Source organism: Arthrobacter sp. OAP107, from assembly GCF_040546765.1.
Taxonomy (GTDB): domain Bacteria; phylum Actinomycetota; class Actinomycetes; order Actinomycetales; family Micrococcaceae; genus Arthrobacter.
Window position 1 is genome coordinate 3,734,906 of sequence record NZ_JBEPOK010000001.1, and the last position, 24,361, is coordinate 3,759,266.

Annotated in this window: 16 protein-coding genes and 1 tRNA gene; 4 read left to right on the forward strand and 13 right to left on the reverse strand. The window is 68.3% G+C overall.

Going from position 1 to position 24,361, the window contains the following annotated elements; translation table 11 throughout:
* Positions 1–8: 8 nt before the first annotated feature.
* The 8 genes from ABIE00_RS17125 to ABIE00_RS17160 all read right to left on the reverse strand — a co-directional run bounded on the left by ABIE00_RS17125 (position 9) and on the right by ABIE00_RS17160 (position 11,698).
* Positions 9–1,334, reverse strand: a complete 1,326-nt coding sequence (locus ABIE00_RS17125) for a SufS family cysteine desulfurase (protein WP_354261914.1) — start codon at positions 1,332–1,334, stop codon at positions 9–11.
* 507 nt (positions 1,335–1,841) lie between these two features.
* Positions 1,842–4,592: a LuxR C-terminal-related transcriptional regulator gene (locus ABIE00_RS17130; protein WP_354261915.1), complete on the reverse strand. Its 2,751-nt coding sequence runs from the start codon at positions 4,590–4,592 to the stop codon at positions 1,842–1,844.
* Positions 4,585–7,323 (reverse strand): helix-turn-helix transcriptional regulator, encoded by a 2,739-nt coding sequence (locus ABIE00_RS17135; protein ID WP_354261916.1) that lies wholly within the window; start codon positions 7,321–7,323, stop codon positions 4,585–4,587. The genes ABIE00_RS17130 and ABIE00_RS17135 overlap by 8 nt, the downstream gene beginning before the upstream one ends.
* A gap of 174 nt (positions 7,324–7,497) precedes the next feature.
* Positions 7,498–8,082: an aminoacyl-tRNA hydrolase gene (pth, locus tag ABIE00_RS17140; RefSeq protein WP_354261917.1), complete on the reverse strand. Its 585-nt coding sequence runs from the start codon at positions 8,080–8,082 to the stop codon at positions 7,498–7,500.
* 120 nt (positions 8,083–8,202) lie between these two features.
* Positions 8,203–8,811 (reverse strand): 50S ribosomal protein L25/general stress protein Ctc, encoded by a 609-nt coding sequence (locus ABIE00_RS17145; RefSeq protein ID WP_354261918.1) that lies wholly within the window; start codon positions 8,809–8,811, stop codon positions 8,203–8,205.
* A 216-nt stretch (positions 8,812–9,027) separates the two neighbouring features.
* Complete coding sequence (locus ABIE00_RS17150) at positions 9,028–10,008, reverse strand: ribose-phosphate diphosphokinase (protein ID WP_331574049.1); 981 nt, start codon at positions 10,006–10,008, stop codon at positions 9,028–9,030.
* Between the two features lie 5 nt (positions 10,009–10,013).
* The gene (glmU, locus tag ABIE00_RS17155; protein WP_354261919.1) at positions 10,014–11,504 is read right to left on the reverse strand and encodes a bifunctional UDP-N-acetylglucosamine diphosphorylase/glucosamine-1-phosphate N-acetyltransferase GlmU; all 1,491 of its coding nucleotides are present in this window, start codon (positions 11,502–11,504) and stop codon (positions 10,014–10,016) included.
* Positions 11,505–11,626: 122 nt separating this feature from the next.
* Positions 11,627–11,698: transfer RNA gene (locus ABIE00_RS17160), tRNA-Gln, on the reverse strand.
* A gap of 246 nt (positions 11,699–11,944) precedes the next feature.
* On the opposite strand from ABIE00_RS17160, the gene ABIE00_RS17165 reads away from it, so the two are divergent.
* Positions 11,945–12,544: a TetR/AcrR family transcriptional regulator gene (locus ABIE00_RS17165; protein ID WP_354263402.1), complete on the forward strand. Its 600-nt coding sequence runs from the start codon at positions 11,945–11,947 to the stop codon at positions 12,542–12,544.
* 71 nt (positions 12,545–12,615) lie between these two features.
* Here the strand turns inward: ABIE00_RS17165 and ABIE00_RS17170 are convergent, their stop codons facing one another.
* The 5 genes from ABIE00_RS17170 to ABIE00_RS17190 all read right to left on the reverse strand — a co-directional run bounded on the left by ABIE00_RS17170 (position 12,616) and on the right by ABIE00_RS17190 (position 18,857).
* Positions 12,616–14,454 carry an ABC-F family ATP-binding cassette domain-containing protein gene (locus ABIE00_RS17170; protein ID WP_354261920.1) on the reverse strand — a complete coding sequence of 613 codons (1,839 nt, stop codon included), beginning with the start codon at positions 14,452–14,454 and terminating at the stop codon, positions 12,616–12,618.
* A 33-nt stretch (positions 14,455–14,487) separates the two neighbouring features.
* Positions 14,488–15,456, reverse strand: coding sequence for a 4-(cytidine 5'-diphospho)-2-C-methyl-D-erythritol kinase (locus ABIE00_RS17175; RefSeq protein WP_354261921.1), 969 nt, complete (start codon positions 15,454–15,456; stop codon positions 14,488–14,490).
* Positions 15,456–16,343: a 16S rRNA (adenine(1518)-N(6)/adenine(1519)-N(6))-dimethyltransferase RsmA gene (gene rsmA, locus ABIE00_RS17180; RefSeq protein WP_354261922.1), complete on the reverse strand. Its 888-nt coding sequence runs from the start codon at positions 16,341–16,343 to the stop codon at positions 15,456–15,458. The genes ABIE00_RS17175 and rsmA overlap by 1 nt, the downstream gene beginning before the upstream one ends.
* Positions 16,344–16,511: 168 nt before the next feature.
* A complete protein-coding gene (locus ABIE00_RS17185) occupies positions 16,512–17,699 on the reverse strand; it encodes a resuscitation-promoting factor (protein ID WP_354261923.1) in 1,188 nt (395 codons plus the stop codon).
* A gap of 270 nt (positions 17,700–17,969) precedes the next feature.
* Positions 17,970–18,857: a TatD family hydrolase gene (locus ABIE00_RS17190; protein WP_354261924.1), complete on the reverse strand. Its 888-nt coding sequence runs from the start codon at positions 18,855–18,857 to the stop codon at positions 17,970–17,972.
* A gap of 235 nt (positions 18,858–19,092) precedes the next feature.
* Between ABIE00_RS17190 and ABIE00_RS17195 the strand changes: the two genes are divergently transcribed.
* The 3 genes from ABIE00_RS17195 to ABIE00_RS17205 are packed head-to-tail and all read left to right on the forward strand — an operon-like array spanning position 19,093 to position 24,160.
* Positions 19,093–20,202 carry an AAA family ATPase gene (locus ABIE00_RS17195; protein ID WP_354261925.1) on the forward strand — a complete coding sequence of 370 codons (1,110 nt, stop codon included), beginning with the start codon at positions 19,093–19,095 and terminating at the stop codon, positions 20,200–20,202.
* Between the two features lie 14 nt (positions 20,203–20,216).
* A complete protein-coding gene (locus ABIE00_RS17200) occupies positions 20,217–21,641 on the forward strand; it encodes a DUF58 domain-containing protein (RefSeq protein WP_354261926.1) in 1,425 nt (474 codons plus the stop codon).
* Positions 21,638–24,160: a transglutaminase TgpA family protein gene (locus tag ABIE00_RS17205; RefSeq protein ID WP_354261927.1), complete on the forward strand. Its 2,523-nt coding sequence runs from the start codon at positions 21,638–21,640 to the stop codon at positions 24,158–24,160. The genes ABIE00_RS17200 and ABIE00_RS17205 overlap by 4 nt, the downstream gene beginning before the upstream one ends.
* Positions 24,161–24,361: the final 201 nt, after the last annotated feature.

Below are 24,361 nucleotides of genomic sequence, written 5' to 3' on the forward strand. Positions count from 1 at the left end.
AGCTTGGGCTAGGCCCGGAAGTAGGCGCGGACCCCGGACACGGCGTCCAGGAATTCATCCACGTCGTCGGTGGTGTTGTACAAGTAGGCGCTTGCCCGGGTGGTGGCTGTCAGGCCCAGGCGTCTGTGCAGCGGCTGCGCGCAGTGGTGGCCCACGCGGACGGCGATGCCACGGGCGTCAAGGAACTGGCCGACGTCGTGGGCGTGGACGCCGGCAACGTCAAAGGCCGCCAGGCCGATGCGGTCCTGGCCGGCGGCCGGACCCAGCACGCGCACGCCGTCGATGGCTTCCAGGCCTGCCACCATCCGCTGGCCGAGCTCCGACTCCCAGCGGTGCACCCGGTCGATGCCTGTTTCGGTCAGGTAGTTGACGGCGGCGGCCAGGGCCACTGCCTGTGAAATCTTCTGGGTCCCGGCCTCGAACCGCTGCGGCGCGGGGAGGTACTCCGCGCGTTCCATGGTCACCGTGGTGATCATGGAACCGCCGGTCAGGACCGGCGGGAGCACGTCCAGGAGCTTCTGCTTGCCGTACAGCACTCCGACGCCGGTGGGCCCCAGCATCTTGTGGCCGGAAAACACGGCGAAGTCGACATCCAGCTGCTTCACGTCCAGTGCAAGGTGCGGCGCCGACTGGCAGGCATCCAGCACCACGAGGGCGCCTGCCCGCCGGGCGAGTGCGACGAGTTCGCTGACCGGGTTAATGGTGCCCAGCACGTTCGAGGCGTGGGTGAACGCCAGCAGCCGGGTGCGCTCCCCGACGATGTCCGCCGCCGCATCCATCCGCAGCACCCCGGCGTCGTCCAGCGGGATGTGCCGCAGGGTGGCACCTGTCCGGTAGGCCAGTTCCTGCCAGGGAATCAGGTTGGCGTGGTGTTCCATCTCGGTGACCACAATCTCGTCGCCCGGCCCCAGGGCGAGGTCCCGCAGCTTCGAGTCGCCGCGCCCCTGGGCTGCCCACAGGGCGGCGTTGGACAGCGCATAACTGACGACGTTCAGGCCCTCGGTGGCATTGGAGGTCCAGACGATCTCCTCATAGTCCGCCCCGACAAAGTCGGCGACGGTCTGCCGGGCGTCCTCGAACACCTCGGTGGCCTCGACGGCAAGGTGGTGGGCTCCGCGGTGCACGGCAGCGTTCCGCTGCTCGTAGAACTCCTGTTCCGCCTCGATCACGCTCAGCGGGTTCTGCGAGGTGGCGCCGGAATCAAGATAGATGAGCGGGCGGCCGTTGACCGTCTGGTTCAGCACGGGAAAGTCGTTGCGGATCCGCAGGACCTCGGCGTTGTCCATCGCAGAAAGGGCACGCGTCAGCGTGGTTGGCGTTGATACTACGGCCAATGGGACTCCTTGGGTGCCTTGAGGTACCCCTCAATTGTCCCACAGCACCTTGGAGCCCAGCAGAGGCAGGGGCCGGGCCTGCCTGACCGGCACAACTGACGGGGGCCCGCTGACCCGGGCGCATGCGAAAGGCGGCCCCCGTCGCTGCGGGCCGCCCTTGTCACGCCGTTGGATTCGCTTGTTGCGGACTACTTGTAAGGACCGGCGACGGCTGGGGGGAGAGCCTCGGTCTCAGAAGGCTCTGACGTCGCCGGCCCCGCCTTTGCCCGGACCCGAAGGGCCGGAAAATCTTGTGCGAGACCTGGAAAATCTGGTGGCAGCTTCGGGGGGAGATCAGCCCTGCTTCCGCTGCCACTAATAGTTAATCGCGTACTGGCGCCCACGGCACCAGTACCGGGTACTCGTTTTTCTGCGTACTTAACTACTGGTTCCCGCAGGTGGCGCGGTCCGGCCTGCAACCGCGCGGAATTTGCCCCGGGGACCGGAAAAAATCGGTTTGGAGAAGCGCTACTTTTTCGGAAGGGCCAGCGCGAGCTCGTCACGCCGGCGGACGCCGAGCTTGACGTAGCTGCGGTACAGATGCCCCTCGACGGTCCGCACGGACACCATCAGCTGCTGGGCGATCTCGCGGTCGGAGAGGCCCTGCACGGCCAGCTCCACGATGTCCCGCTCGCGCCGGGTCAGGTGGACACTGGGGACAGAGGCAACGAACGGGCTTTCCCGGAACCGCTCACCGAGCTCCTGATCGCACTTCTCCCGGTGGGCGATCGCCTGGCGGGCGCGGCGCCGCTCCCCCGCGGCGTCCAGCAGGGCCCCGGCCCTGGCATACGCCTCGCGCGCGAGGTTCAGCAGGCCGGCTTCCTCCAGGGCGGCGGCGGTGTCCATGAGAGTGTCGGCGTCCTCCGAGGCCCAGGCCTGGGCCAGCTGCCGCCAGCCGGCGGCCCACCGGCCCTCAACGGTGGCGGCGAGGGCGGCGAGTTCCGGCACCAGCGACCGTTCGCCGAGATCCGAGCAAAGGATAAGGCACTCCATCCTGGTTCCGGGATGGTCCTTCACTGACTCGGAATCCGCGAGCTCACGGAGCCTGTCCAGTCCGCTGCCCTTCCTGTCGAGGTACTCGGCCGCGGCCGCCGCATAGGCTTCCGCGACGGCATCGCAGCCGGGACCGCTGGCATGCCTGGCCGAAATGAAGTCCTGTTCGAGCCGCTTTGCCTGCGTGGTGTCGCCCAACCGTGCTGCGGCGTAAAAGGCAAGCGACGAGCCGAACCTGAACTCCTGCAGCGGGTCATTGACACGTAGCGCCTCAACAGCAGGAAGGAGGATCTGGTAGGCGCGCTCCAGCTGCCCCTGCCGGAGCAGTCCCAAGCCGCGCAGTGCCTGGATTCCACCACCAAAGGTCGAAGCGCCCTCGGTGCGCTGTGCGGGATAACCGGACAGTTCGTGCTCGGCGGACTCCCAGTTGCCGGCGGCGAGGGTGCTGATGGCCAGCCGGGTCAGGACAAACTCGTTGAAGAAGTACAGGCCGCCGCTGAGCGCCGGCAGGAAGGGGCCTGCGGCCGCGGCTGCGGCATGTGCCTGGTGTGACCTTCCGGCGGCGACCAGCGCCTGGGCAAGCAGGGCCTGCGCCACGGCGTGCTGCGTTGCTTCGACGCTCGAGGACGTTTCCGGATCGGCGGTGCCCAGGGCCGTGATGACGGCGCTGATGCCTTCGTGGTCGCCGGCGGCGGCCATCTCCAGCAGGCTGTGGATTCTGTCCTGCCAGGCACCGTCCGGGGCGATCCCGGCCTCTTCCAGCTGGTGGCGCGATTCAGCCCTCAGCGACGGCACTGACTTTCCCAGTGCCATGTGGGAGGACGCCCTGAGCATGAGGACCTGCGGTGCTTCCGGGTCTCCCGCGAGGTCAAGCCAGCAGCTGTCAAGGAGTTCGGCGGCCTCGCGGTACTTCCCTTCATTGAAGTGGGCCCGCGCGGTGATGGAGAGCGCATGGGCCTGCAGCTCCGGCGCCCGCACGTGGCTGGCCATGAGCCGTGCGCCGGCGTTGTTGAACGTGGTCGCAGCCAGCCGGCCGGCGTCCAGCAGGTCCCGGTCCGGCACGTCGAGGCCGCACTCCAGCGACCATTCGACCATCCGCAGCCTGCCCTCCGCGCTGGCAGCGGCGGGATCCAGATGGGCCTCAAGCTTCTGCCGCAACTGCAGGCTCCGCGAGACGGACACCTGGCGCCGCGTCGATTCGCCCAGGATCGGGTGCGTGAGACGCAGCTCGGTGTGCGTCGCGGCTGATTCGGACACCACCTGGTTGTCCAGCAGGGAACGCACGACGCCGGCGCCGCAGACGTCCTCGATCAGGCCCCTGGGCACCGGCTCGGCCAGGGCGATCACCTTGAGCGCATCCTGCTCTTCCGGCGTCCTCCGGAGCAGATCCTTGACCACGAGCTCCGAAAGCCTGGGTCCGTCGGCCGGCAAGGGTCCGAGCAGCACCCAGATCCCGTTCCGCTGGACGAGGATCCCGGCGGCTGTTGCATCGCTCAGCAGGCAGTCGAGGAGCAGCGGATTGCCGCCTGAACAAGACCACAGCGACTGGACGGTACTGACCGGAACCATACCCTGCAGGGCGTGTTCCACGACCTCCCTGACCTGCTCGCCGCTGAGCGGCCGCAGATCGATGCGTTCGGCCAGGCCGTCGTACCAGAGCTGGTTCAGGGGCTGGGGCAGGCCCGGCCGCGGCCGCCCGGCTGCCAGTACGGTCGCCCAGCCGGCTGAGGTCATGTCCACGACCATGCTGGCGGTGGCGTCATCGAGGTGGTGCGCGTCATCCACCACCAGGAGCACGGGGGCGTCGGCGCCGCCCTTGACGCCGCTGCTTCCTTTCAGCTCCTGGAAGTGGGCCCAGACGGCCCGCAACACCGCGACCGGTGAGTCTGCTTCCTCGGGGGCGAGTCCGGAGGTGTAGGGAGCCAGCACGCCGTAAGGGACCTTGGCCAACGAAGAGCTGCCATGGATGCGGAGCACAGTCATCTCGCCCGCCAGCTTCTCGCGCACGGCATCCGTCACCGATGTCTTTCCGACACCCGGGCCGGCCATCAGGTAGACGGCCTGGCTGGCACGGCTGCGGATGATGGTGCAGACATGCTCAATCGCTTCACGGCGGCCGGTCAGCTGGCGGAGTTCCGACTCCGCCTTGGCGCCGCGGCCATTGGACGAGGCACCGTGGGACGAAGAGTTGGGCGAAGCGCTGTTCGGTGAGGAGCTGTTAGACAAGGCCAGGCAGATCACCCCTTGATGTCACGCCGAGCTTGGTGAAGACCTGGTACAGGTGGCCCTCCACCGTTCGAACGGATACGCCCATCTCCAGGGCGATGTCCCGGTTGGACACTCCCCTGCCGGCCAGCCGCGAGATCTGGCGTTCACGCGCGGTCAGGAGCGGGCTTCCGCTGCTGGGAACGATCGGCAGGCTGGGCACTGTGGCGGTGAGGCTGTCCAGCCGGGCCTGGGCAACCCGGGCAGAGGCGGAATCGCCGGAGTGGCGGGCAAAGTCGACGGCGAGCGCGACGCACCGGGCCTCAACGGCGTCGAGTTCAAGTTCGGCACACAGGTGCGCGCCCTCCAAGAGAACCTTGGCGTCCTTGGTTCGGGTGCCCACGGCGATGAGGCGTGAGATCTCGGCGAGGGTACCCTGGCGGCGGCCCGCGACCTCCTCCATCAGGCGGAAGTCCTCATCGGTCCCGTTCACTGTCGCCCCGAGCAGGCTGATGCCCGCCAGCGTGTAGCGGCCGGCATCGATGTCGCGGTGTGCCGCCTCGAGCAGGTGCTTGACGGCGTCCGTGTCCCCCAGCCACCGCCCCGCCATGCCCGCGCAGAACTCGGTGACGAAGAGGGTGCCGAAGTTGCAGTGGCCGCGCGCCCCGCGGAGCCTGTCGAGGTACTTGTGCGCCTGTCCGGCGTTGCCGATCTGGGCGTAGGCGAAGGCCGTGGCGGCGTACGCGGCCTGCAGCATGTTGAGCACTGGGCGGAGTTCGAGCTGGGCGACGGCGGACAGCAGCGAATCCAGGGCCACCGCACCGCGGCCGGAGAAAACGTAGGCGATGCCTGCGGCCAGCTCCGTGGCGGACGTCCGGTAGGCCAGCCGGCGCTCCTCCTGCCCCTTGGGCGGCCCCACGAGCTCGAGGCACCGCCGCCACTGGCCGGCCTGCAGCAGGACGTTGAATGCCGTCATCGCGAACCGTTCCCGCAGCCCGGTCAGCGGCCCGGCATCCGAGAGCTGCCCGCCGACGCGGCGCATCAGCTGGAGGGCGTCCATTTCCCGGCCGACAGCCGACAGGGCCTGCATCAGGAGCAGGGCTGCCTGGATCCTGAAGGCAGGGTCCTTACTGACTGCAGGGTCGATGGCCTCCTCCAGCTCCCCGATCATGGAGGCGTAGTCACCGGTGAAGGACTTGTATTCGAATTCGGCCAGGGTGATGGCGTCGGCGGCCGTACCCAACGGATCCGGCCAGGTGGAGGCCACCCCCACGCCAACGCCAAGTCGCTTCCGCGCGGCCGCAAGCTCGTCCGGCACCTTGTCGCACAGCTCAGGCAGCCAGGCCATGACCCGGCTCTTGGCTGCCACCACACGGGCGAAGGCCTCCACATCAAGGGCATCCAGCTGACCCTGGGAAATGTCCTCCAGCGCGGCCATGGCCTGCACCGGCAGGTCGAGAAGCAGGTAGGCGGTTGCCTTGTACAGCTGCGCGTCCACCCAGACGTCGTCCGTCCTCTTGATGCCCTCGACACAGGAGATCGCGAACCTCGGGTCAAACAGCTGCACCGCCGCCTCCGCGGCCGCCACCGCCATGGCAGGGCTGAGCTCGGCCTGGCATTCCCTGGTCCAGGCGGCGAACTCGATCCGCTCCTCCATGGTCAGGGCACCCAGCTCGGGTTCGTGGCCGTTCAGCAGCAGGGTCCGGAGTTCACGACGGCGCGAGATGCTCAGCCAGGAGCGCACGACGTCGCCAAGGTACTGTTCGCGGAGGGAGACCCAGCGGTCCCCCGTGTCGGCCACCGTGAGCAACCCGGCGTCCTCCATGTCGGCCACGGTGGCGGTGCCGTAGATTTCGGACAGCCTGGCCAGCGGGACCCGCCGCGCGCAGGCAAGCATCTCGATGACCTCGCGGGTTTCCGGATCTTCCCGGGACCAGCGGGACCGGACGATGTCATCCAGGCCGGTGGCGCCGTCGAGCACTACCCTGTCCCGCAGCGTCCACACGGAATCGGACAGGACGAGGTTTCCGGACTGCTGCTGCTCTGTGACGAGCGCCTTGAGCAGCAGCGGATTGCCGCCCACAATGGCGTGGTAGGTGCTTACAAGCGAGGCCGAGACGCGGTGCCCCAGCAGCGTCAGCAGCACCTGCCGGGTCTGAAGTTCGTTGAGGTTGTCCAGCCGGACTTCCGTGAGCCGGCGGTCGGTGAGCAGCCAGTGGAAGTCGGCGGGAAGGTCGCTGGTGCTGGGCGCGATGGCGATGACGCGGGCGGTGTGCGTCAGCATGATGTTCAGGATGACGCCGGCGCTCATGTCGTCGATCTGGCCTGTGGTGTCCAGGGTGATCACGCAGTCACGGCCGGCGGCGTCGGACCGGATCAGGGACGTGATGCCCTGGAGGATGGCGGTGGGGGAAGCCAATGCCGACTGCGGGAGCCTGGCCAGGAGGAACGCGAGGCAGCCGTACAAGGTTTGTGAGCCGGTCAGCGGGCTGCGCAGCTGGAGCGTCCAGACGTCTGGACCCAGCTCGGCCACCGCGGTGCGGGCGAGCGAGGATTTCCCCACACCGCGGGCACCGGTGATAACTACGCCCAGGGACTCGGGATCTGTCAGCGCAGTGCGGATGGCATCAAGGTCTGCGCTGCGCGCCGGAACCGACCATCGTTGGAGGTCCGTCCCGCCAGCAACGCCTGCCGGTCCCGCCAGCACGCCCGCCGTAGACCCACGTCCCCAGCTCAGTGGCTCAATTGACATGAACTTTTCCTTACATCCCGCCCGGCAGGATAAAGGCTCCATCGCCTCCCCCGCTTAGAAAGTAGACTACCCCGTTACTTTGCAGGGATATAGGGCACTGCGTTCACATTTCGCAGACCTTGATGCGACCTTGAGGGTTGGTGCGGCGGGGAGGAAAACCCGTGGCGGAAGGCGCTACACCCTGGCGGTGTGGAACTGCTGCTGCGCGGCGGTCAGGCCCTCCCTGATCAGGAGCTCGACGGCGTCCGCTGCGTCATCGAGCAGGAAGGGCAATTCCTTCTTTTCCGCGGTGCCGAAGTCCCGCAGGACGTAGTCCGCGGTGTCCATCCGGCCCGGCGGACGGCCGACTCCCACCCGGACGCGGAGGTAGTCCTTGGTGGCGAGGGTCTTGGAGATATCCCTTAGGCCGTTGTGGCCGCCTTCGCCGCCGCCGATCTTCAGCTTCACCGTGTTAAAGGGGATGTCGATCTCGTCATGGACGGCCACCACGCGGGACGGTTCAACGTCGTAAAACCTGGCGAGCGCAGACACCGGACCGCCGGAGACGTTCATGTACGTGCCGGGCTTCGCCAGCACCACGCGGGGACCGCCGATGCCCAGCCGTCCTTCGACGACGAGGGCCCTGGCCTTGTGCGCCTTGAACTTCCCGCCGATCCGCGCGGCCAGCTCGTCCAGCACCATCTGGCCGACGTTGTGGCGGTTGCCGCTGTACTCGGGTCCGGGGTTGCCAAGGCCTACGATCAGCCAGGTGTCAGTCATGAATCAATCCTAAGGGCGGGTTTTGCACGCAAGTGGGCAGGCACGGCAGTGGCCGGGCCCGAAAAGGGACCCGGCCACCGGTCCGCGCTGTGTGCAACGCGGAAAGGGTTTGTGCCCGAATTACTCGGCAGCAGCTGCTTCGGCCGGAGCAGCTTCTGCTGCGGCTTCCTCTGCTTCGCCCTCTTCGGCCTGTGCGGTGGCCTCGGAGATGTTGACCACCAGGGCCTCGGCGTCGGCCAGCAGGACGGCGCCCTTGGGGAGCACGAGGTCGGAGGCGTGGATGTGCTCGCCGGCGGCGCGGCCCTCGATGTTCACCTCGACGGACTCGGGCAGGTGGGTTGCCTCCGCCTCGAGGGAGACGACGGTGAGTTCGAGGTTGTGTACGGTGCCGGGAGCGGTTTCGCCCACGACGTGTACGGGAACGTCCACGGTGACCTTCTCGCCCGAGCGCACGGTCAGGAGGTCGATGTGCTCGATGATCTGCTTGATCGGGTCGCGCTGGACGTCCTTGACGAGGGCCAGGTGGCCTTCACCGTTGAGGTCCAGGGACAGCAGGGCGTTGGCGGTGCGCACCGCGAGGGTGGTGGCCTTGGCCGGCAGGGTGATGTGGATGGGCTCTGCGCCGTGGCCGTAGATCACGGCGGGGATCTGGCCGGCGGCGCGGGCGCGGCGGGCGAAGCCCTTGCCGAATTCGGTGCGTGCTTCTGCTGCGAGCTTCTGCTCAGACATGTGAATCTCCTGGTGGATGTGTTGGTTCAGCAAGGGCGGAGGTCTGGAGTGACCTTCAACGCCGGGCGGCCCGAAGGCGGCCCCACCAGAAGGGTGGTTCAGACCCAGTCGATAACGGAGACTGCTCTCCCTCGCCAAGGTATCGTGGACCAGCCTACCAGCGTGGGGTCCCGTTACTGAAAACGGACCCCAACGCCGGGGCTGAGGCCAGGAGACTTAGGCGTTGCCGTCGAAAAGGCTGGTGACCGATCCGTCGTCGAACACTTCCCGGATGGCCCGGGCGATGAGCGGGGCGATGGACAGCACGGTGAGTTCCGGGAACTGCTTCTCCGCGGTAATGGGCAGCGTGTTGGTGACCACAACTTCGCGGGCGCCGGACTCGGAGAGCCGCCGGGCGGCGGGATCGGAAAAAATGGCGTGTGTGGCGGCGATGATGACGTCCTTGGCACCGGCGTTCTTGAGCACCTGCACGGCGCCGGAGATGGTTCCGCCGGTGTCGATCATGTCATCGATCAGCACGCAGGTGCGGCCTTCGATCTGGCCCACCACGGTCTTGGACACGGCCTGGTTGGGCACGGTCAGGTCGCGGCTCTTGTGGACGAATGCCAGCGGCGCGCCGCCGAGGCGTTCGGCCCACTGTTCAGCCACGCGCACGCGGCCGGTGTCCGGCGAGACGACGGTGATGTTGTCGGCGCTGACGCGGGTGCGGATGTAGTCGGCGAGCAGCGGGATGGCCATGAGGTGGTCCACCGGGCCGTCGAAGAAGCCCTGGATCTGCGCGGTGTGCAGGTCCACGCTCATGATGCGGTCGGCGCCGGCCGTCTTGTACATGTCGGCCACGAGGCGGGCGGAGATCGGCTCGCGGCCGCGGCCCTTCTTGTCCTGGCGCGAGTACGGGTAGAACGGCGAGACCACGGTGATCCGCTTGGCGGAGGCACGCTTCAGCGAATCGATCATGATCAGCTGTTCCATGAGCCAGTTGTTCAGCGGTGCGGGGTGAGCCTGGATGACGAAGGCGTCGGTTCCGCGGACGCTCTCCCCGGCGCGGACGTAGATCTCGCCGTTGGCGAAGTCGTAGGCGTCCACAGGCAGCAGTTCCGTGCCCAGCTCCTTGGCGATCTCCCGGGCAAGCTCCGGGTGTGCACGCCCTGCGGCGAGCACCAGTTTCTTCTCGCCGTGAGCCGTAATTTCGGTCATGGTTGCTAGCCCTCTTCTGTAGATGCGGGGGAATTTGAGGAATCAGTGCGGACTTCGCGGGCCGCGGCGGCTTCTGCCAGTTGCGCGGACAGCGTGCCGGGACGGTTGGCGGCAACCCAGCCTTCGGCGTTGCGCTGTGCTGCCATGGACAGCGCGAGGGCGCCGGCGGGCACGTCCTTCCGGATCACGGCACCGGCGCCGCTGTAGGCACCGTCCCCCACCGTGACCGGAGCGACGAATACTGTGTTGGAGCCGGTGCGGACGCCCGAGCCGATCACCGTGCGGTGCTTCTTCTCGCCGTCGTAATTCGCGGTGATGTTGCCGCAGCCGATGTTGGTGTCTTCGCCGATTTCGGCGTCCCCGGCGTAGCCCAGGTGTGACAGCTTGGAGCCGCGGCCGATCCTGACGTTCTTGGTTTCGTAGAAGGCGCCGATCTTGCCCGTGTCCCCCAGGACAGTTCCCGGGCGCAGGTAGGTGAAGGGGCCAACGCTGGCTCCGGCACCGATCTCGGCACCGGACCCGTGGGTCCTGGTCACCTTGGCGCCCTCACCGATGCTGACGTCGGTCAGCGTGGAGTCGGGGCCGACGACGGCGTCCCTCGCCACCGTGGTGGCGCCGTGCAGCTGGGTGTTGGGCAGGACCCGGACGTCCTCCGCCAGGGTCACCGTGGAGTCGATCCAGGTGGTGGAAGGGTCCACGACGGTAACGCCGGCGCGCATCCAGGCTTCCACGATCCGGCGGTTGTGCTCGGCGCCGAGGGCGGCGAGCTGCACGCGGTCGTTGGCGCCTTCGACCTGCCAACGGTCGGAGGTGACGACGGCGGCAACACGGCCGCCTGCCTCGCGGGCGAGCCCGAGGACGTCGGTCAGGTACTTTTCGCCCTGGGAGTTGTCGGTGGTGACGTGGACGAGGGCGTCGCGGAGAACAGCGGCGTCAAAGGCGTAGATGCCGGAGTTGATCTCGCGGATCGTGCGCTCGGCGTCGGTTGCGTCCTTGTGCTCGCGGATGCCGGTCACGGTGCCGTCGGCGCCGCGGAGAATGCGGCCGTAGCCGGTGGCGTCGTCCAGGATGGCGGTGAGCACGGTAATCGCGTTGCCCTCCCGTTCGTGCGTGGACACCAGCTCGGAGAGCATTTCACCCGTGAGCAGCGGGACATCGCCGTAGGTGACCACGACCGTTCCGGCGACGGGTTCCTTCGCGTCCAGCGCCTCGAGGGCAACTTCGACGGCGCGGCCGGTGCCGGGCACCTCGTCCTGGTCCACGATCAGGGCGTCCGGATCGAGTTCGGTGAGGTGGGCGGCGACGCGGTCCCGCTCGTGCCGGACCACCAGGGCCAGGCGCTGGGGGTTGATGCTGCGGGCGGCCAGGAGGGCGTGGCCCACCATGGAACGGCCGCCGATTTCGTGGAGGATTTTGGGGGTACGGGATTTCATCCGGGTACCGGCACCTGCAGCTAGGACGATAACGGCGGCTGGGCCGGACTTCTCGGGGCTCACGTACGGGCTCTCCTTGCTCGGTTGCGCTGTACTGCATCCGCGGCTGCCTGCGCGGCGGTGTCCTGGCCTGTGCCCGGAACCGGCAACAGGGTTCATCCTACTGGACACCTCTGATGCAGCTGTTCCGCCCATAGGATTCGAACCTATACTCCACGGCTCCAAAGGCCGGGGTGCTGCCATTACACCAGAGCGGACCATGCCCGGGGCTAAGCCTGGGCACGAGAACCAATTCTGCCACGAACGTTGACGCTCGTGCGACCTCGGCGCTTCGGGTGCGCCGGCGCCGGCCGGGGCAGCGCGCCGGGACCCGGCACCGCCCCTGCCCGCCGCTTGACATAGGGCATGATGGGACGGTGAGCAACAGCACAGGGACAACTGACGGTCCGGGGAACCAGCCAGCACGGCCCGAAGCAGCGGCGGCGCGCATCCCCCGGTCGCGGATGACCGGACCGCAGCGCCGGTCCCAGCTCATTGAGGTAGGCCGGTCCCTATTCGCGATGCGGGGCCTGGACGGCACCACCATCGAGGAGATCGCAGCCGCCGCCGGCGTTTCCAAGCCGGTGATCTACGAGCACTTCGCCTCAAAGGAGGGCCTGTACACGCAGGTCGTCGAGTACGAGTTCCGCATCCTGCTCGCCGCCATCAACGACGCCCTGGCCGACGAAGCCAAGCCGCGCGTCCTGGTGGAACGCGCCGCCCTTGCCCTGCTCACTTACATCGAGGAACGCACCGACGGCTTCCGGATCCTCATGCGGGATGCTCCCCCGTCCCAGCCTGAAGGCGCCTTTTCCACCCTGCTCTCGCACGTGACCGCCCGCGTTGAACACATCCTGTCCGACGAATTCGCCCGCCGCGGGTTCAGCGCGGTGGACGGCGCCATGTACGCGCAGATGCTCGTGGGCATGGTGGCGATGACGGGCCAGTGGTGGCAGGACGCCCGCCAGCCCGACAAACGCGCCGTCGCCGCCCACCTGGTCAACCTCGCCTGGAACGGCCTGACCGGCCTCAAAAAGGACCCGGAGCTTCGCAGCGAGCCGTGATTTCCTGCTCACCTTCCGGGTGCTCTCGGGAACTGGCGGAGGCGGGGCACGGGCACCCAGCCCTCAACCAATTAGTCGCCGAGGACTTCTGACGCCTCCAGCCATTCGAGCTCAAGGGCGTCCTTTTCGTCGGTCAGGTCTTTGAGCTGCCTGTTGAGGTCGCCGAGGCGTTCGAAGTCGCCGTCGTTGGTGCTGGCGGCCATCTGGACGTGGATCTTCTCTTCCTGCTGGGCGAGCTTGTTCAGCTGGCGCTCCACGCGGTTGAGGGACTTGCGGGCCTCGCGCTTCTCGGCTTCGGACGGCCCGGCGGGGGTTGCCTGCCCGGCGGCGGAGGGCCCGGTGACGGGGTTTCCGCCGCCGGTGACGGTGGAGCCGGCCAGGGCGTTCTCGCGGAGTTCGAGGTACTGGTCGACGCCGCCGGGAAGGCCGCGGATCTTGCCGTCGCCCAGCAGTGCCATCTGGTGGTCCGTGACGCGTTCGAGCAGGTAGCGGTCGTGGCTGACCACCACGAGGGTGCCCGGCCAGCCGTCAAGGACATCTTCGACGGCGGCGAGGGTGTCGGTGTCGAGGTCGTTGGTGGGTTCGTCCAGCATCAGCACGTTGGGCTCGCCCACCAGCAGACGGAGCAGCTGCAGGCGCCGCCGCTCACCGCCGGACAGGTCCCGGACGGGCGTCCACTGCTTCTGGTTGGTGAAGCCGAGCTGCTCGACGAGCTGGCCGGCCGTGAACTCCCTGCCGCCCACGTTGAAGGACCGCTTTTCGCGCTCGATGACCTCGATGACGCGCAGGTCGGCGACGTCGTCGAGCTCCTTGACCTCCTGGGTCAGCACGGCGGTGACCACCGTCTTGCCCTTCTTGACCTTTCCGGCCGACGGCTGGATTTCGCCGTTCAGGAGCTTGAGCAGGGTGGTCTTGCCGGCGCCGTTGACGCCGACGAGGCCCAGCCGTTCCCCCGGCGCGAGCCGCAGGGTGATGTTGTTGAACAGCTTCCGGCCGGCGTCCTGTTCCGGATCGCCGCCCTCGAAGTCCAGCGAGACGTTCTCCAGGTCCAGCACGTCCTTGCCCAGGCGCGCGGTGGCCATCTTGTTCAGGGCTGTTGTATCGCGGGGCTCGGGGACGTCGGCGATCAGGGCGTTGGCCGCCTCGATCCGGAACTTGGGCTTGGAGGTCCGGGCGGGGGCGCCGCGGCGCAGCCAGGCGAGTTCCTTCTTAACCAGCTGCTGGCGTTTACTTTCGACGACGGCCGCCGTGCGGTCGCGTTCGGCACGGGCCAGCACGTAGGCGGCGTAACCGCCGTCGAAGGGGTCAACGATCCCGTCGTGGACTTCCCAGGTCTTGTTGCAGACTTCGTCCAGGAACCAGCGGTCGTGGGTGACCACGAGGAAAGCGCCCTGGTTGGGCCGCCACCGGGTCTTCAGGTGCCGCGACAGCCAGGCCACGCCCTCGACGTCGAGATGGTTGGTGGGCTCGTCGAGCATGATGACGTCATGGTCCTCGATGAGCAGCTTGGCCAATGCGACGCGCCGCTTCTGGCCGCCGGAGAGGGCGTGCACGTTGGCGTGCCAGTCGACGTCGGACACCAGGCCGCCCATGATCTCGCGGATCCGGGGGTTGGCGGCCCACTCGTGGTCTGCCTTGTCCCCCACGATCGCGGTTCCCACGGTCAGGTCGGCATCGAGCACGTCGCTCTGGTCCAGGTAGCCGACGTTGACGTCCCCGCGCTTGGTGACCCGGCCGGAATCCGGTGTGGACCGCAGTGCCAGCAGCCGCATCAGTGTGGACTTGCCGTCGCCGTTCCTGCCCACCATCCCGATCCGGTCGCCCTCTTCGAGCCCAAGGGTGATGCCGTCCAAAACGGTGCGGGTTGCGTACGAGACCTTGAGGTTCTCGCCGCCGAGCAGGTGTGCCACGGGGAACTGCTTTCTGCTGTGAAGGTGGAAGTATTAAAGGAGCGTATCGGAGATGATGCGGGCGCCGGGCACCGGGCCGTGGACGGCCAGGGCGGTGAGGCCCTTGTGCTCCAGCTGCCCGGCGAGGTCCTCCGCCGCTTCGGGATTGGGGGCCAGAAGCGCCACGGTGGGACCGGACCCGGAAACGATCCCGGCGATGGCTCCGCAGGATTCGCCGAGGCCCAGGGTATCCCGGAGTCCGGGGGCGAGTTCGATGGACGCCCGCTGCAGGTCGTTGACCAGCACCCGGCCCAGGGCATCGGCGTCGCCGCCGCGCAGGGCCTGCAGGATCTTGGGGTCCACCGCCGTGGGCTCCTCGGCGTCCAGGCCCTCGGCGTCGCGGAGCCGGTCCAGGGTGCGGAAGACCTCCGGGGTGGACAGCCCGAACTCGGCCGTCACCAGCACCCAGTCCATCTGGGCCTTCGCCAGTGCAGGCGACAGGTCATCCCCCACGCCCAGCCCCACGGCCGTGCCGCCCAGCAGTGCAAAGGGAACGTCCGCTCCGAGCTCCGCGGCAAGCTGGGCGAGCTCGTCCCGGGACAGGCCGCTGTTCCACAGCGCGTCGCACGCCAGGAGCGTGGCGGCGGCATCCGCGGAACCGCCGCCCATGCCGCCCGCCACGGGCACCCGCTTGGTGATTTCAAGGTGCACGCCGGTGGAGTGTTCGGACACATCGGCCATGATGGCGGCCGCCTTGTAGGCGAGATTCCGCTCGTCGAGCGGGATGTCCACGCCGTCGAGGTCCAGCGTGCTGTCCGGGCTGATGCTGACGGTGATGCCGTCGGATGACGTGCTGGTGGCCGCGACTTCCTCGTACAGCGACACAGCCAGGTAGACGCTGGCCACGGAGTGGTAACCGTCCGGCCGCAGCGGCCCCACATCCAGCGAGACGTTTACTTTGCCGGGGGCCTTGACCCGGACGGTCCTCGCAGCAAAGCGCCCCTTCAGGCCGTGGAGCGCCATCAGGCCTCCGAGGCGTTGCGGGCTTCGGCAATCCGCGCGAACGCGGCAATGTCGATCACTTCGCCGCGCGCCGTGGGGTCAACCCCGGCCGCCACCAGGCAGCGTTCCGCTTCGGCGGCGCTGCCGGCCCACCCGGCCAGGGCTGCGCGGAGCGTCTTGCGGCGCTGCGCGAACGCCGCATCAATAACGGCGAAGACCTCCTTGCGGCTGGCGGTGGTGGCCGGCGGCTCGCGGCGGGTGAAGGCCACGAGGCCGGACTGGATCTTGGGGGCCGGCCAGAACACATTCATGCCGATGACGCCGGCCTTGCGCATGCTGCTGTACCACGCGGCCTTGACCGAAGGCACCCCGTAGATCTTGGATCCGGGTTCGGCGGCGAGCCGGTCGGCCACTTCGTCCTGGACCATCACGAGGCCGTGCCGGATGGACGGGAAGTGCTGCAGCAGGTGGAGCACCACGGGCACCGCGACGTTGTAGGGCAGGTTGGCGACGAGCGCTGCGGGCTCGGCCGGCAGTTCAGTCACCTTCATGGCGTCGGCGAGGACCAGGTGGAAGTCGCCGGTGGAGTCGGGCCGCCATTGCCGGATGGTCTCCGGCAGCTTCGCAGCCAGGACGGGGTCAATTTCGACGGCGACCACCGCCTTGGCGGCGTCGAGGAGCCCCAGCGTCAGTGACCCCAGCCCGGGCCCGATTTCGAGGACCGTCTCGTCCGCGCCGATGCCGGCGGCGGCCACGATCCTGCGGATGGTGTTGCCGTCGATGACGAAATTCTGGCCAAGCGTCTTGGTGGGGCGGACGCCGATCTCCCCGGCCAGCCTGCGGATATCGGAGGCACCGAACAGTGGCGCGGGCGCGGTGCCGGAGGCGGAGGGGGTCGGGTCAGTCACCTAGGTATCCTATCCCGGCGTCCCACATGGAACGGGGTTCGGTGTCGGCAGGCACGGCAAAGGCCGGGCCCGGAAGTTCCGGACCCGGCCTTCGCGGCCGCCGCGGCTGTGGTCAGCTGCCGCGGTGGCGGGGGTCTGCTTGTGCCAGTGGTTGCCGGCGCCGGTGGACTAGCTGCTGGCGGCCCAGCCGCAGCCCCACGGCTGCAGGCCGCGCTCCGCGTAGATGCGGTTGGCGATGTCGATCTGCTGCGCCTTGGACGCCTGGCTGGCGTTCGGGGCGTAGGCGCCGCCGCCGGCGCCGATCCAGGTCTGGATATCGAACTGCAGGCCGCCGTAGTAGCCGTTGCCGCTGTTGATGGACCAGTTGCCGCCGGATTCACACTGGGCGATCTTGTCCCACATGCCCGCGTTCATCATGGCCGGGGCTGCTGCTCTGGTGTTCCCGCCGTCGGCCTCTGCGGCTGCTGCCGGCTTGGGCGCTTCCTTGGTGCCGACCGTGATCTTCTCAGTTACCGGCTCGCGGGTGGTGGTCTTGGAGACGAGCGTCCGGGAGGCCTCCCGGCCGTCGACCAGGACCAGCTTGTAGGTCAGGGTCGTCTCGCCGGCAACGCCTTCCTGGGTGACCTTTTCTTCGCCCTTGGGAAGGGTGGCGCTGTCCGTTGTCAGGGTCTGGAACGCGATATCTTCGGTGATGGTGGCGGTCTTGCCCGAAACGCGGGACACCTTGATCACCATGTTGTTGACCACCGGGGCGTGCGCCGGCTGCGATGTCCGGTCGGCGGAGGCCAGCCGAATGCCCGCGTCCTTGAGGACCTCGCCGACGTTGGCGGCTGTGGTGGTGGTCTTCCTGGCCTTGCCGTCGGCGATGATGCTGACGGTCTTCGGCGTCGAGATGGCCACGAACGAACCGTCCACTGCCAGCTGCGCGTCCTTCGGCACGGAGAGCTCCGAAGAGCTGGCCACACCGAGCTGGGTCACGAGCCCGCCCACGTCCTGAGCCGTGGTGCTTACGGTTTTCTCTGCACCGTCCAGGCTGACTTTCACGGCCTTGGCCATGTTCACGTTGATGACGGAGCCGTTCTCAACACTGGCGCCCAGCGCGGGAGAGACGCGGTCGGCCGGGTGCAGCTCGACGTTCGCGCTCTTGACCACCTGCTCGACGGTGCCGCCGAAGGTCTGCACGGAGCTTACTTTCCCGTCGACGTTCAGGGTGACTGTCTTGTTGCTGCCCACGAAGGCAACGAGCCCCAGCACGAGGGCCGAGAGCACCACCAGCTGCGTGCCGACCTTGATGAAACTGAACTTGCCGTCTGACGTGAAGAAGTTGACCACGATTGCCCGTAACTTTTGAGCCATCCGGGCACGGGGAAAAACGCACATGGGGGACCCGCGCGGTCACCGAAGTGGTGGCTCCGGGCAGGCCGGAGCAGGCCGCAGGCATGTGCGTCGCCACACTCACATGGCAGGGCATCCGTAGGCGCCCTGCCTGTCACGAAAGTGAGTTACATCATCCGGAGGCCTTCCCCGACCCCGGCTAATAGTTTTTCACTGTAACCGAAGCGTTATAAAGCATCCAAAATATTTGCCTACCAGGTATGCATTTCCGCTCGGACGGCCTGCAGGGGCCTAGTCCCAGGATCCGTACGCCCGCACGGTATTTGCGCTCACCTGGGCGCACAGCCCGGACAGGTCCTTTTCTGTCAATTCCGCCATCGCCCGCACGGTGTACGGGACCATGTAGCTGGCGTTGGGGCGGCCGCGGTGCGGGTGCGGGGTGAGGAACGGCGAGTCGGTTTCAACCAGCACCAGTTCCGGATCGGCGACGGCGAGCGCCTCCCTGAGGTTGGTGGCGTTCTTGAAGGTCAGCGTCCCTGCGAAGGACATAAACCATCCTTCGCTGTTGCAGATCCGCGCGAGCTCGGCGTCCCCCGAAAAGCAGTGGAACACCACCCGTTCCGGAGTGCCTTCCTCGCGCAGGACCTGGACCACGTCGTCGTGGGCGTCCCGGTCGTGGATCTGCAGGGTCCGGTCCAGCCGCTTCGCGATATCGATGTGCCGGCGGAAGGAGTAACGCTGATGGGCCAGCCCCTCGCCTTCCGTGCGGAAGAAGTCCAGGCCGGTTTCGCCGATGGCGCGCACACGGGGGTGGGCGGCGAGCTCCTCGATTTCCGCGAGGGCATCCTCAAGCTCACCGCGGGCGGCATAGTCCGGCGCATCATTCGGATGGAGGGCCACGGCCCCCAAAAGGCGTAGATCCAGGTCGACGGCGCGGACGGTAAACCTCGAGGATTCGAGGTCGCAGCCCACCTGCACCGCACCGCACACACCCACGGCTTCGGCCGCATCGAGGGCAGCCGCAATGTCCACCCGGACATCGTCAGTCGGGAAGTCCAAGTGCGTGTGGTTGTCCATCACGGGAACCGGCAACGGTTCGGGCGCCGGCGGGAAGCCGCGCTTGCCGGAGCCGTCGCTGCCGGGAACACGGTAGGGCCGGGGAGTCAGGGAATGCCGCATTCCTCCAGCCTAGCGGCCGCCCCGGCCGTGTCTTTCCCACCGCCGCGGGCTGTGCCTCGTCCCCCGGCTTTACCCGTAGATTACGCTCGGCATTACCCGGAGATTTACGGGGAACTCTCTGTTAGCCATGGCAGTTGTGTTAGTACGCTGGTTACGGACGGATGTGAGCGCCCACGAGGGCAACGGCAGACCTCCGCCGCTTCGTTCCGCTTCGTTCTGGGTTGAAAGGTTGCCGATGGAACCGAACCGACGCATCACGATCGATGAAGCACTCCCCGGCGGACAGGGCTTCACTGGAAGTGCTGCGCGCGGCGTCAACCCCCTCAACGGACACAAGCCCGTTCCCCTTGAGGCCCCGGCTTTCCGTGCCGCCAGCGAACGCATCCTCACCGCCATCAATACGGTCATCGACGGCAAGGCCGAGGCCGCGAAGCTGGCGCTCACGGTCCTGCTCGCGCAGGGCCACCTGCTCCTGGAGGACGTCCCCGGAGTGGGCAAGACGCTGCTGGCCAAAACGCTGGCCCGCACCATCGACTGCTCCGTCAGCCGGATCCAGTTCACCCCCGACCTCCTCCCCTCCGATGTCACCGGCGTCTCCATTTACAACCAGTCCTCGCGCCAGTTCGAGTTCCGCCCGGGTGCCGTGTTCGCGAACATCGTGATAGGCGACGAGATCAACCGGGCCTCCGCCAAGACGCAGTCCGCCCTGCTCGAATGCATGGAAGAGCACCAGGTCACGGTGGACGGACACTCCTACAAGCTGGGCGAACCGTTCATGGTGGTGGCCACCCAGAACCCCATCGAGATGGAGGGGACGTATCCTCTCCCGGAGGCCCAGCGGGACCGCTTCATGGCCCGGATCTCCATGGGGTATCCGGACAAGGACTCCGAGATCGAAATGCTCGAGACCCACCAGGCCACGTCGCCTCTGGCCGGGATCAAGGCCGTGGTCACCGCGGCGGATGTGGCCGCCATGATCGCCACCGTCCAGCAGGTGTTCGTCTCCGAAGCCGTGAAGGAGTACACCGTGGCCGTCGGCCGGGCCACCCGCGACAGCGCCATGCTGCGCCTTGGCGCGAGCCCGCGCTCGCTGCTGCAGCTGCTCCGGGCCGCGAAGGCGACGGCGGCGCTGGACGGCCGTGACTTCGTGCTGCCCGATGACGTCGTTGCCGTCGCCGAGGCCGTGCTGGCGCACCGGATCATCCTGGACCGGAAAGCCGCCAGCACGGGCGAGACCCCGCAGGGCGTGGTCCGCGGCGTCCTGGCCCGGATCCCCGTCAGCCAGGAGATGACGGACACGGCAAACGCCGGGCGGACATCGCCCGAACTCCGCCATAGCCGCTAGTCAGGACCGTCACCGTGGCACTGCTGGACAGCCTCCCCCGACATCTCTTCAGCTCCCGGGGCTGGGGACTCCTGGCGGCCGGCGTGGTCTCGCTGCTCTGTGCCCAGGTCATGGGCCGCCGCGACCTCCTGGCCCTCGGAGTCCTGCTGGTGGTGCTGCCGCTCGTTTCGCTGGCCGGCATCAGGGTGGTCAAACCGCGGTTCCGGGTATACCGGGAGTTCAGCCCTTCCACGGTCGAGACGGACTCCATCACCATGGTCCGGCTTGCCGTCGCCCGGACCGGGCTCGGCACAGGGCGGGTCATCATGGAGGAGCGGTTGCCGCCACGGTTCGGTGAATCGCCGGCGTTCCGCTTTCCCGCCAGGTCCGCCTCGGGCGGCACCAGCCGCTACGAATACCACCTGCGCTCGGGAAAGCGCGGACAGTTCACCATCGGCCCCGTCACGGCCGAGTTCACAGACCCATTCGGGCTGTCGCTGCACCGCCATTCAATCGACGACGGCGATACGCTCACCGTGACGCCGGCCCCCGTCGAGCTTCCGTCCACGGGCCTTGCCGGCGCGCGCGGCAACGACGGCATCACCGCCACCCGGACCCGGGCCAACCCCAGCGACGACGACGTCATGACGCGCGAGTACCGGCACGGCGATCCGATGCGCCGGGTGCACTGGCCGGCCACCGCCCGGCACGGCGCCCTGATGGTCCGGCAGGAGGAATCCGTCACCACACCCGAGGCCACGGTCATCCTGGACCACCGGTTCGTGGCCCATTCCTCGGGCTACGGCTCGGTGTTCGGCAGCCCGGGCGATGACGGCAGCGACCTCGTCACCAGCGACACCTTCGAGTGGGCCGTCACAGCGGCGATGTCCGTGGGCGCCCACCTCGCCGAGCTCAACTACTCTTTGCGGTTCCTGGACGCGGCCGGCGAGCCCGCCTTCCACCGTTCGTCCTCGGCCCCGGAGCCCGACAACGAGGAGTACAGCGGCGCAGCCGGCCTCCAGTCGATCGCCGAAAGCCTTGCCGCGATCCAGCTGACGGGGCCGCACCACGCGCGCAGGGAGCACGACGCCGGCCGCCGCGAACATGCCGGCAGCGCCGATCCGGCCCAGTCCGTCTTCGACGACCGGCTCATGGACAAACTCGCGGCCCACCGGATGCGCGGCCCGGTCCTGGCGCTGCTCGGAAACATCTCCCTCGCGGAGGCGCGCGCCCTCGCCCCCGCGGCCGGCTACGCCGCCAACGCGTTTGCCGTGGTGATCACGGACAAACCCGCTGACTGCCACGATGTTCTGGAGGCCCTGCGGCTGGGCGGCTGGCGCGCCGTCGCCGTCGAGGCGTCCACTTCGCTGCCGGCCGCCTGGATGTACTTCGACGAGGGCGACGCCGCCATGTGGACGGCTGCGGCGGACGTCCGCCGCGGGGCGGAGGTAGGGCGATGACACTGACATCACAGCGGCAGGCGGAAGCGGATGCCCAGCCGCAGCCCGTGCCGGCCTCCCCCGGCAGCGGACGGTTCAGGGCCGGACCCTACCCCTGGGTCATGGCCGGCGCAGTGGCGGTGTCCGTCTGCGGCGCATCACTGTCCCTCAACGGCGTCCTTCGGGGATGGGCGTGGTTCCTGCCTGTCCTGACCACGGTGGTGGTGGTCTCGCTGACCATGGCCCTGCTCCGCACCTTCCGGGCGGCGCCCGTGCTGGTGGCTGCGGGAGGCCTGGTGTCCCTGGCCTTCATCCTGACGTTCACCTTCTTCCGACGTGACAGCATCGCGGGTTTCCTCCCGTCCCAGGCCACCCTCGACGCGCTGGGCAGGTATCTTCGCCGGGCCAGCGAAACGGTACTGGCCGAGAGCTCACCGGTAGCGCCCAACGCCGGCATCGTCCTGGTGACGTGCGCGGCGCTGGGACTCGTCGTCATCCTCGTGGACGCGCTGGCCCTCCCCCTGGGCATGCCCGCCACCAGCGGCCTGGGCCTGCTCGCGGTGCTGGTGGTTCCGGCCATGATCAAGCCGCAGAGCGTCGGATGGCTGGGCTTCGCGGTGACGGCGGCCGGCTATCTGGTGATCCTCGCGTGCAGCCAGTGGTTTGCCCCCGATGCGCGGACACAGGCGGACACGGCCCGCAACCCCGGCCAGATCCGGCGGGCCACCCTGACCGGAGCCGTGGCTCTGGTGGCTACGCTGCTGCTGCAGCTCGTGGTGCCCGGCTTCGACCAGGGCACGTTCCCGCAGGGCTCCCGGCTGAACCCCTGGGGTACTGCCACAGGACTTAACCCCATGATCAGCCTTGGCAACAGCCTGCGGACCCCGACGGGCGAGGGCAGGATCACCTACGCAACCAACGCCACGACGCCGCTCTACCTGCGCTCGGTCACAGTTGACAGGTTCGACGGCGAGTCCTGGTCCCCGGACGACCGCAACTCCAGCCGCCGGGCAGGCACCGGACGGATGGACGTGGGCCACGAGATCCTGGCACCCGAACAGATCCGGCAGGTGACGGTGGTCAACACCGGGGACTTCACCAGCCCGTACCTTCCCGTCCCGTATGCCCCCGAATCCGTCAACGGCCTGACCGGGCGGTGGAGCTGGGACCCGGCCACCCTGAGCATCAAAGGCACCGACACCAACTCCCGCGACCAGCAATACCTGGTGCAGTCCTCGGTGCCGAAACTGACCACGGAACTGCTGGATACGTCCTCCGCCCCAGTCCGGGGCGTTCCCGACGAGTTCATCCGCCCGCCGTCGAACGTTCCGGAGATCGTCCAGATCACCGCCGAGTCCGTCACTGCCAGCGGCCGCACAGCCTATGCCAAGGCGATGGCGATCCAGAGGTTCCTGCGCGGCCCGGACTTCACGTATTCGCTGGAGTCGCCTGTCCAGGGCGGCTATGACGGAAACGGACTGTCAGTCCTGGCGGACTTCCTGACCCAGAAGAGCGGTTATTGCATCCACTTCGCCTCCGCCATGGCAGTCATGGCCCGGCTCGAAGGCATCCCGAGCCGGATCGCAGTGGGCTATGCGCCGGGCAGGCTGACCGGCGCCACGGTGTCCGTCGCCGGCCAGGGAGCGCTGCCGGAGTTCGAGGTCGACGCCCGTGATGCCCATGCCTGGCCCGAGCTGTACTTCCAGGGCCTCGGCTGGGTTCCGTTTGAACCCACCCCCTCGCGAGGCGTGGTCCCGCCCTATGCGCAGGACTCCTCGACGTCCGGCGGCGCCAGCACCAACGACCAGAACAATGACGGCCTGGTGCCGAGCAACGGTGCCACCGCCACCCCCGCACCGGCTCCGGTCCCACTGCCCCTTCCGGGGAGCGGAACGGCCGACGCCGGGAACCAGCTGGCGCCTGTGCTCTACAGCGCCGCCGGGGTTCTGCTGCTGGTCCTCCTGGCCGCCACACCCCGCCTGGTGCGCGGAGGCATCAGGGCAAGGCGCCTCCGGGGAACAGGCACCGGCCGGGACCGGCTGGCTGAGCCGCCGCTCGTCTGGTCCGAACTGCAGGACCTGGCCACGGACTACGGCGTGCGTCCCGAACCGAGCGAGACGCCGCGGACGTTCTCGGCCCGGCTGCGTGGGTCCGCGGCCATGGGCCAGCGGGCCGGGTCATCACCCGGCCCTGGACACGGGCCCGACGCCGGGGCCGTCCAGGCCGTGACGGTCCTGACGGATGCCTACGAGCGGCATCAGTACGGCCGGCCCGCCGGCCGGGACGGCACCCGCGTCGGCCTGCCGGGGGAGGCCGCCGTCGGGCACATCGGCCAGGTGCGGCAGGAGCTGCGCCGCAATGCCCGCTTAGCCGGCCGTCTCCGCGCCGACTGGCTGCCGCCGTCGGTCCTTTCCCACTGGGGAGCCGTGGCGGGATGGCCTTTCCGCGTGCTGGGCCGGGCAGCGCTGGGGGTGGGACACGCAGCCTCGGTGCTGTGGCGCAGGACCCGCAGCGGCCTCCGCCGGCTCCGGGAAGGCTAGGCCGCACGGAGGCCAGCCGCCCACCCGGACGCCCACTGCCGCGCCATCCAGCCGCCACTCCCGACGTTTGATATGTGACCGTCGCCACCTTATCTTTGAGGAACGGGAAAGCGCATTCCAAAGCCAAGGGAACTTGGGAAACCAAGGAAAAATGTCCGCGGACCGCAGCAGCCGTGGCGGCGCGGGGCGCAACCTCCCACC

What these genes read in the sequence shown, in the direction of transcription:
- ABIE00_RS17135 (WP_354261916.1), bottom strand. Translation starts at nt 7,323, where the DNA reads ATGTCAATTGAGCCACTGAGCTGGGGACGTGGGTCTACGGCGGGCGTG.
- pth (WP_354261917.1), bottom strand. Translation starts at nt 8,082, where the DNA reads ATGACTGACACCTGGCTGATCGTAGGCCTTGGCAACCCCGGACCCGAG.
- ABIE00_RS17145 (WP_354261918.1), bottom strand. Translation starts at nt 8,811, where the DNA reads ATGTCTGAGCAGAAGCTCGCAGCAGAAGCACGCACCGAATTCGGCAAG.
- ABIE00_RS17150 (WP_331574049.1), bottom strand. Translation starts at nt 10,008, where the DNA reads ATGACCGAAATTACGGCTCACGGCGAGAAGAAACTGGTGCTCGCCGCA.
- ABIE00_RS17165 (WP_354263402.1), top strand. Translation starts at nt 11,945, where the DNA reads ATGACCGGACCGCAGCGCCGGTCCCAGCTCATTGAGGTAGGCCGGTCC.
- ABIE00_RS17175 (WP_354261921.1), bottom strand. Translation starts at nt 15,456, where the DNA reads ATGGCGCTCCACGGCCTGAAGGGGCGCTTTGCTGCGAGGACCGTCCGG.
- ABIE00_RS17185 (WP_354261923.1), bottom strand. Translation starts at nt 17,699, where the DNA reads ATGGCTCAAAAGTTACGGGCAATCGTGGTCAACTTCTTCACGTCAGAC.
- ABIE00_RS17190 (WP_354261924.1), bottom strand. Translation starts at nt 18,857, where the DNA reads ATGCGGCATTCCCTGACTCCCCGGCCCTACCGTGTTCCCGGCAGCGAC.
- ABIE00_RS17195 (WP_354261925.1), top strand. Translation starts at nt 19,093, where the DNA reads ATGGAACCGAACCGACGCATCACGATCGATGAAGCACTCCCCGGCGGA.
- ABIE00_RS17205 (WP_354261927.1), top strand. Translation starts at nt 21,638, where the DNA reads ATGACACTGACATCACAGCGGCAGGCGGAAGCGGATGCCCAGCCGCAG.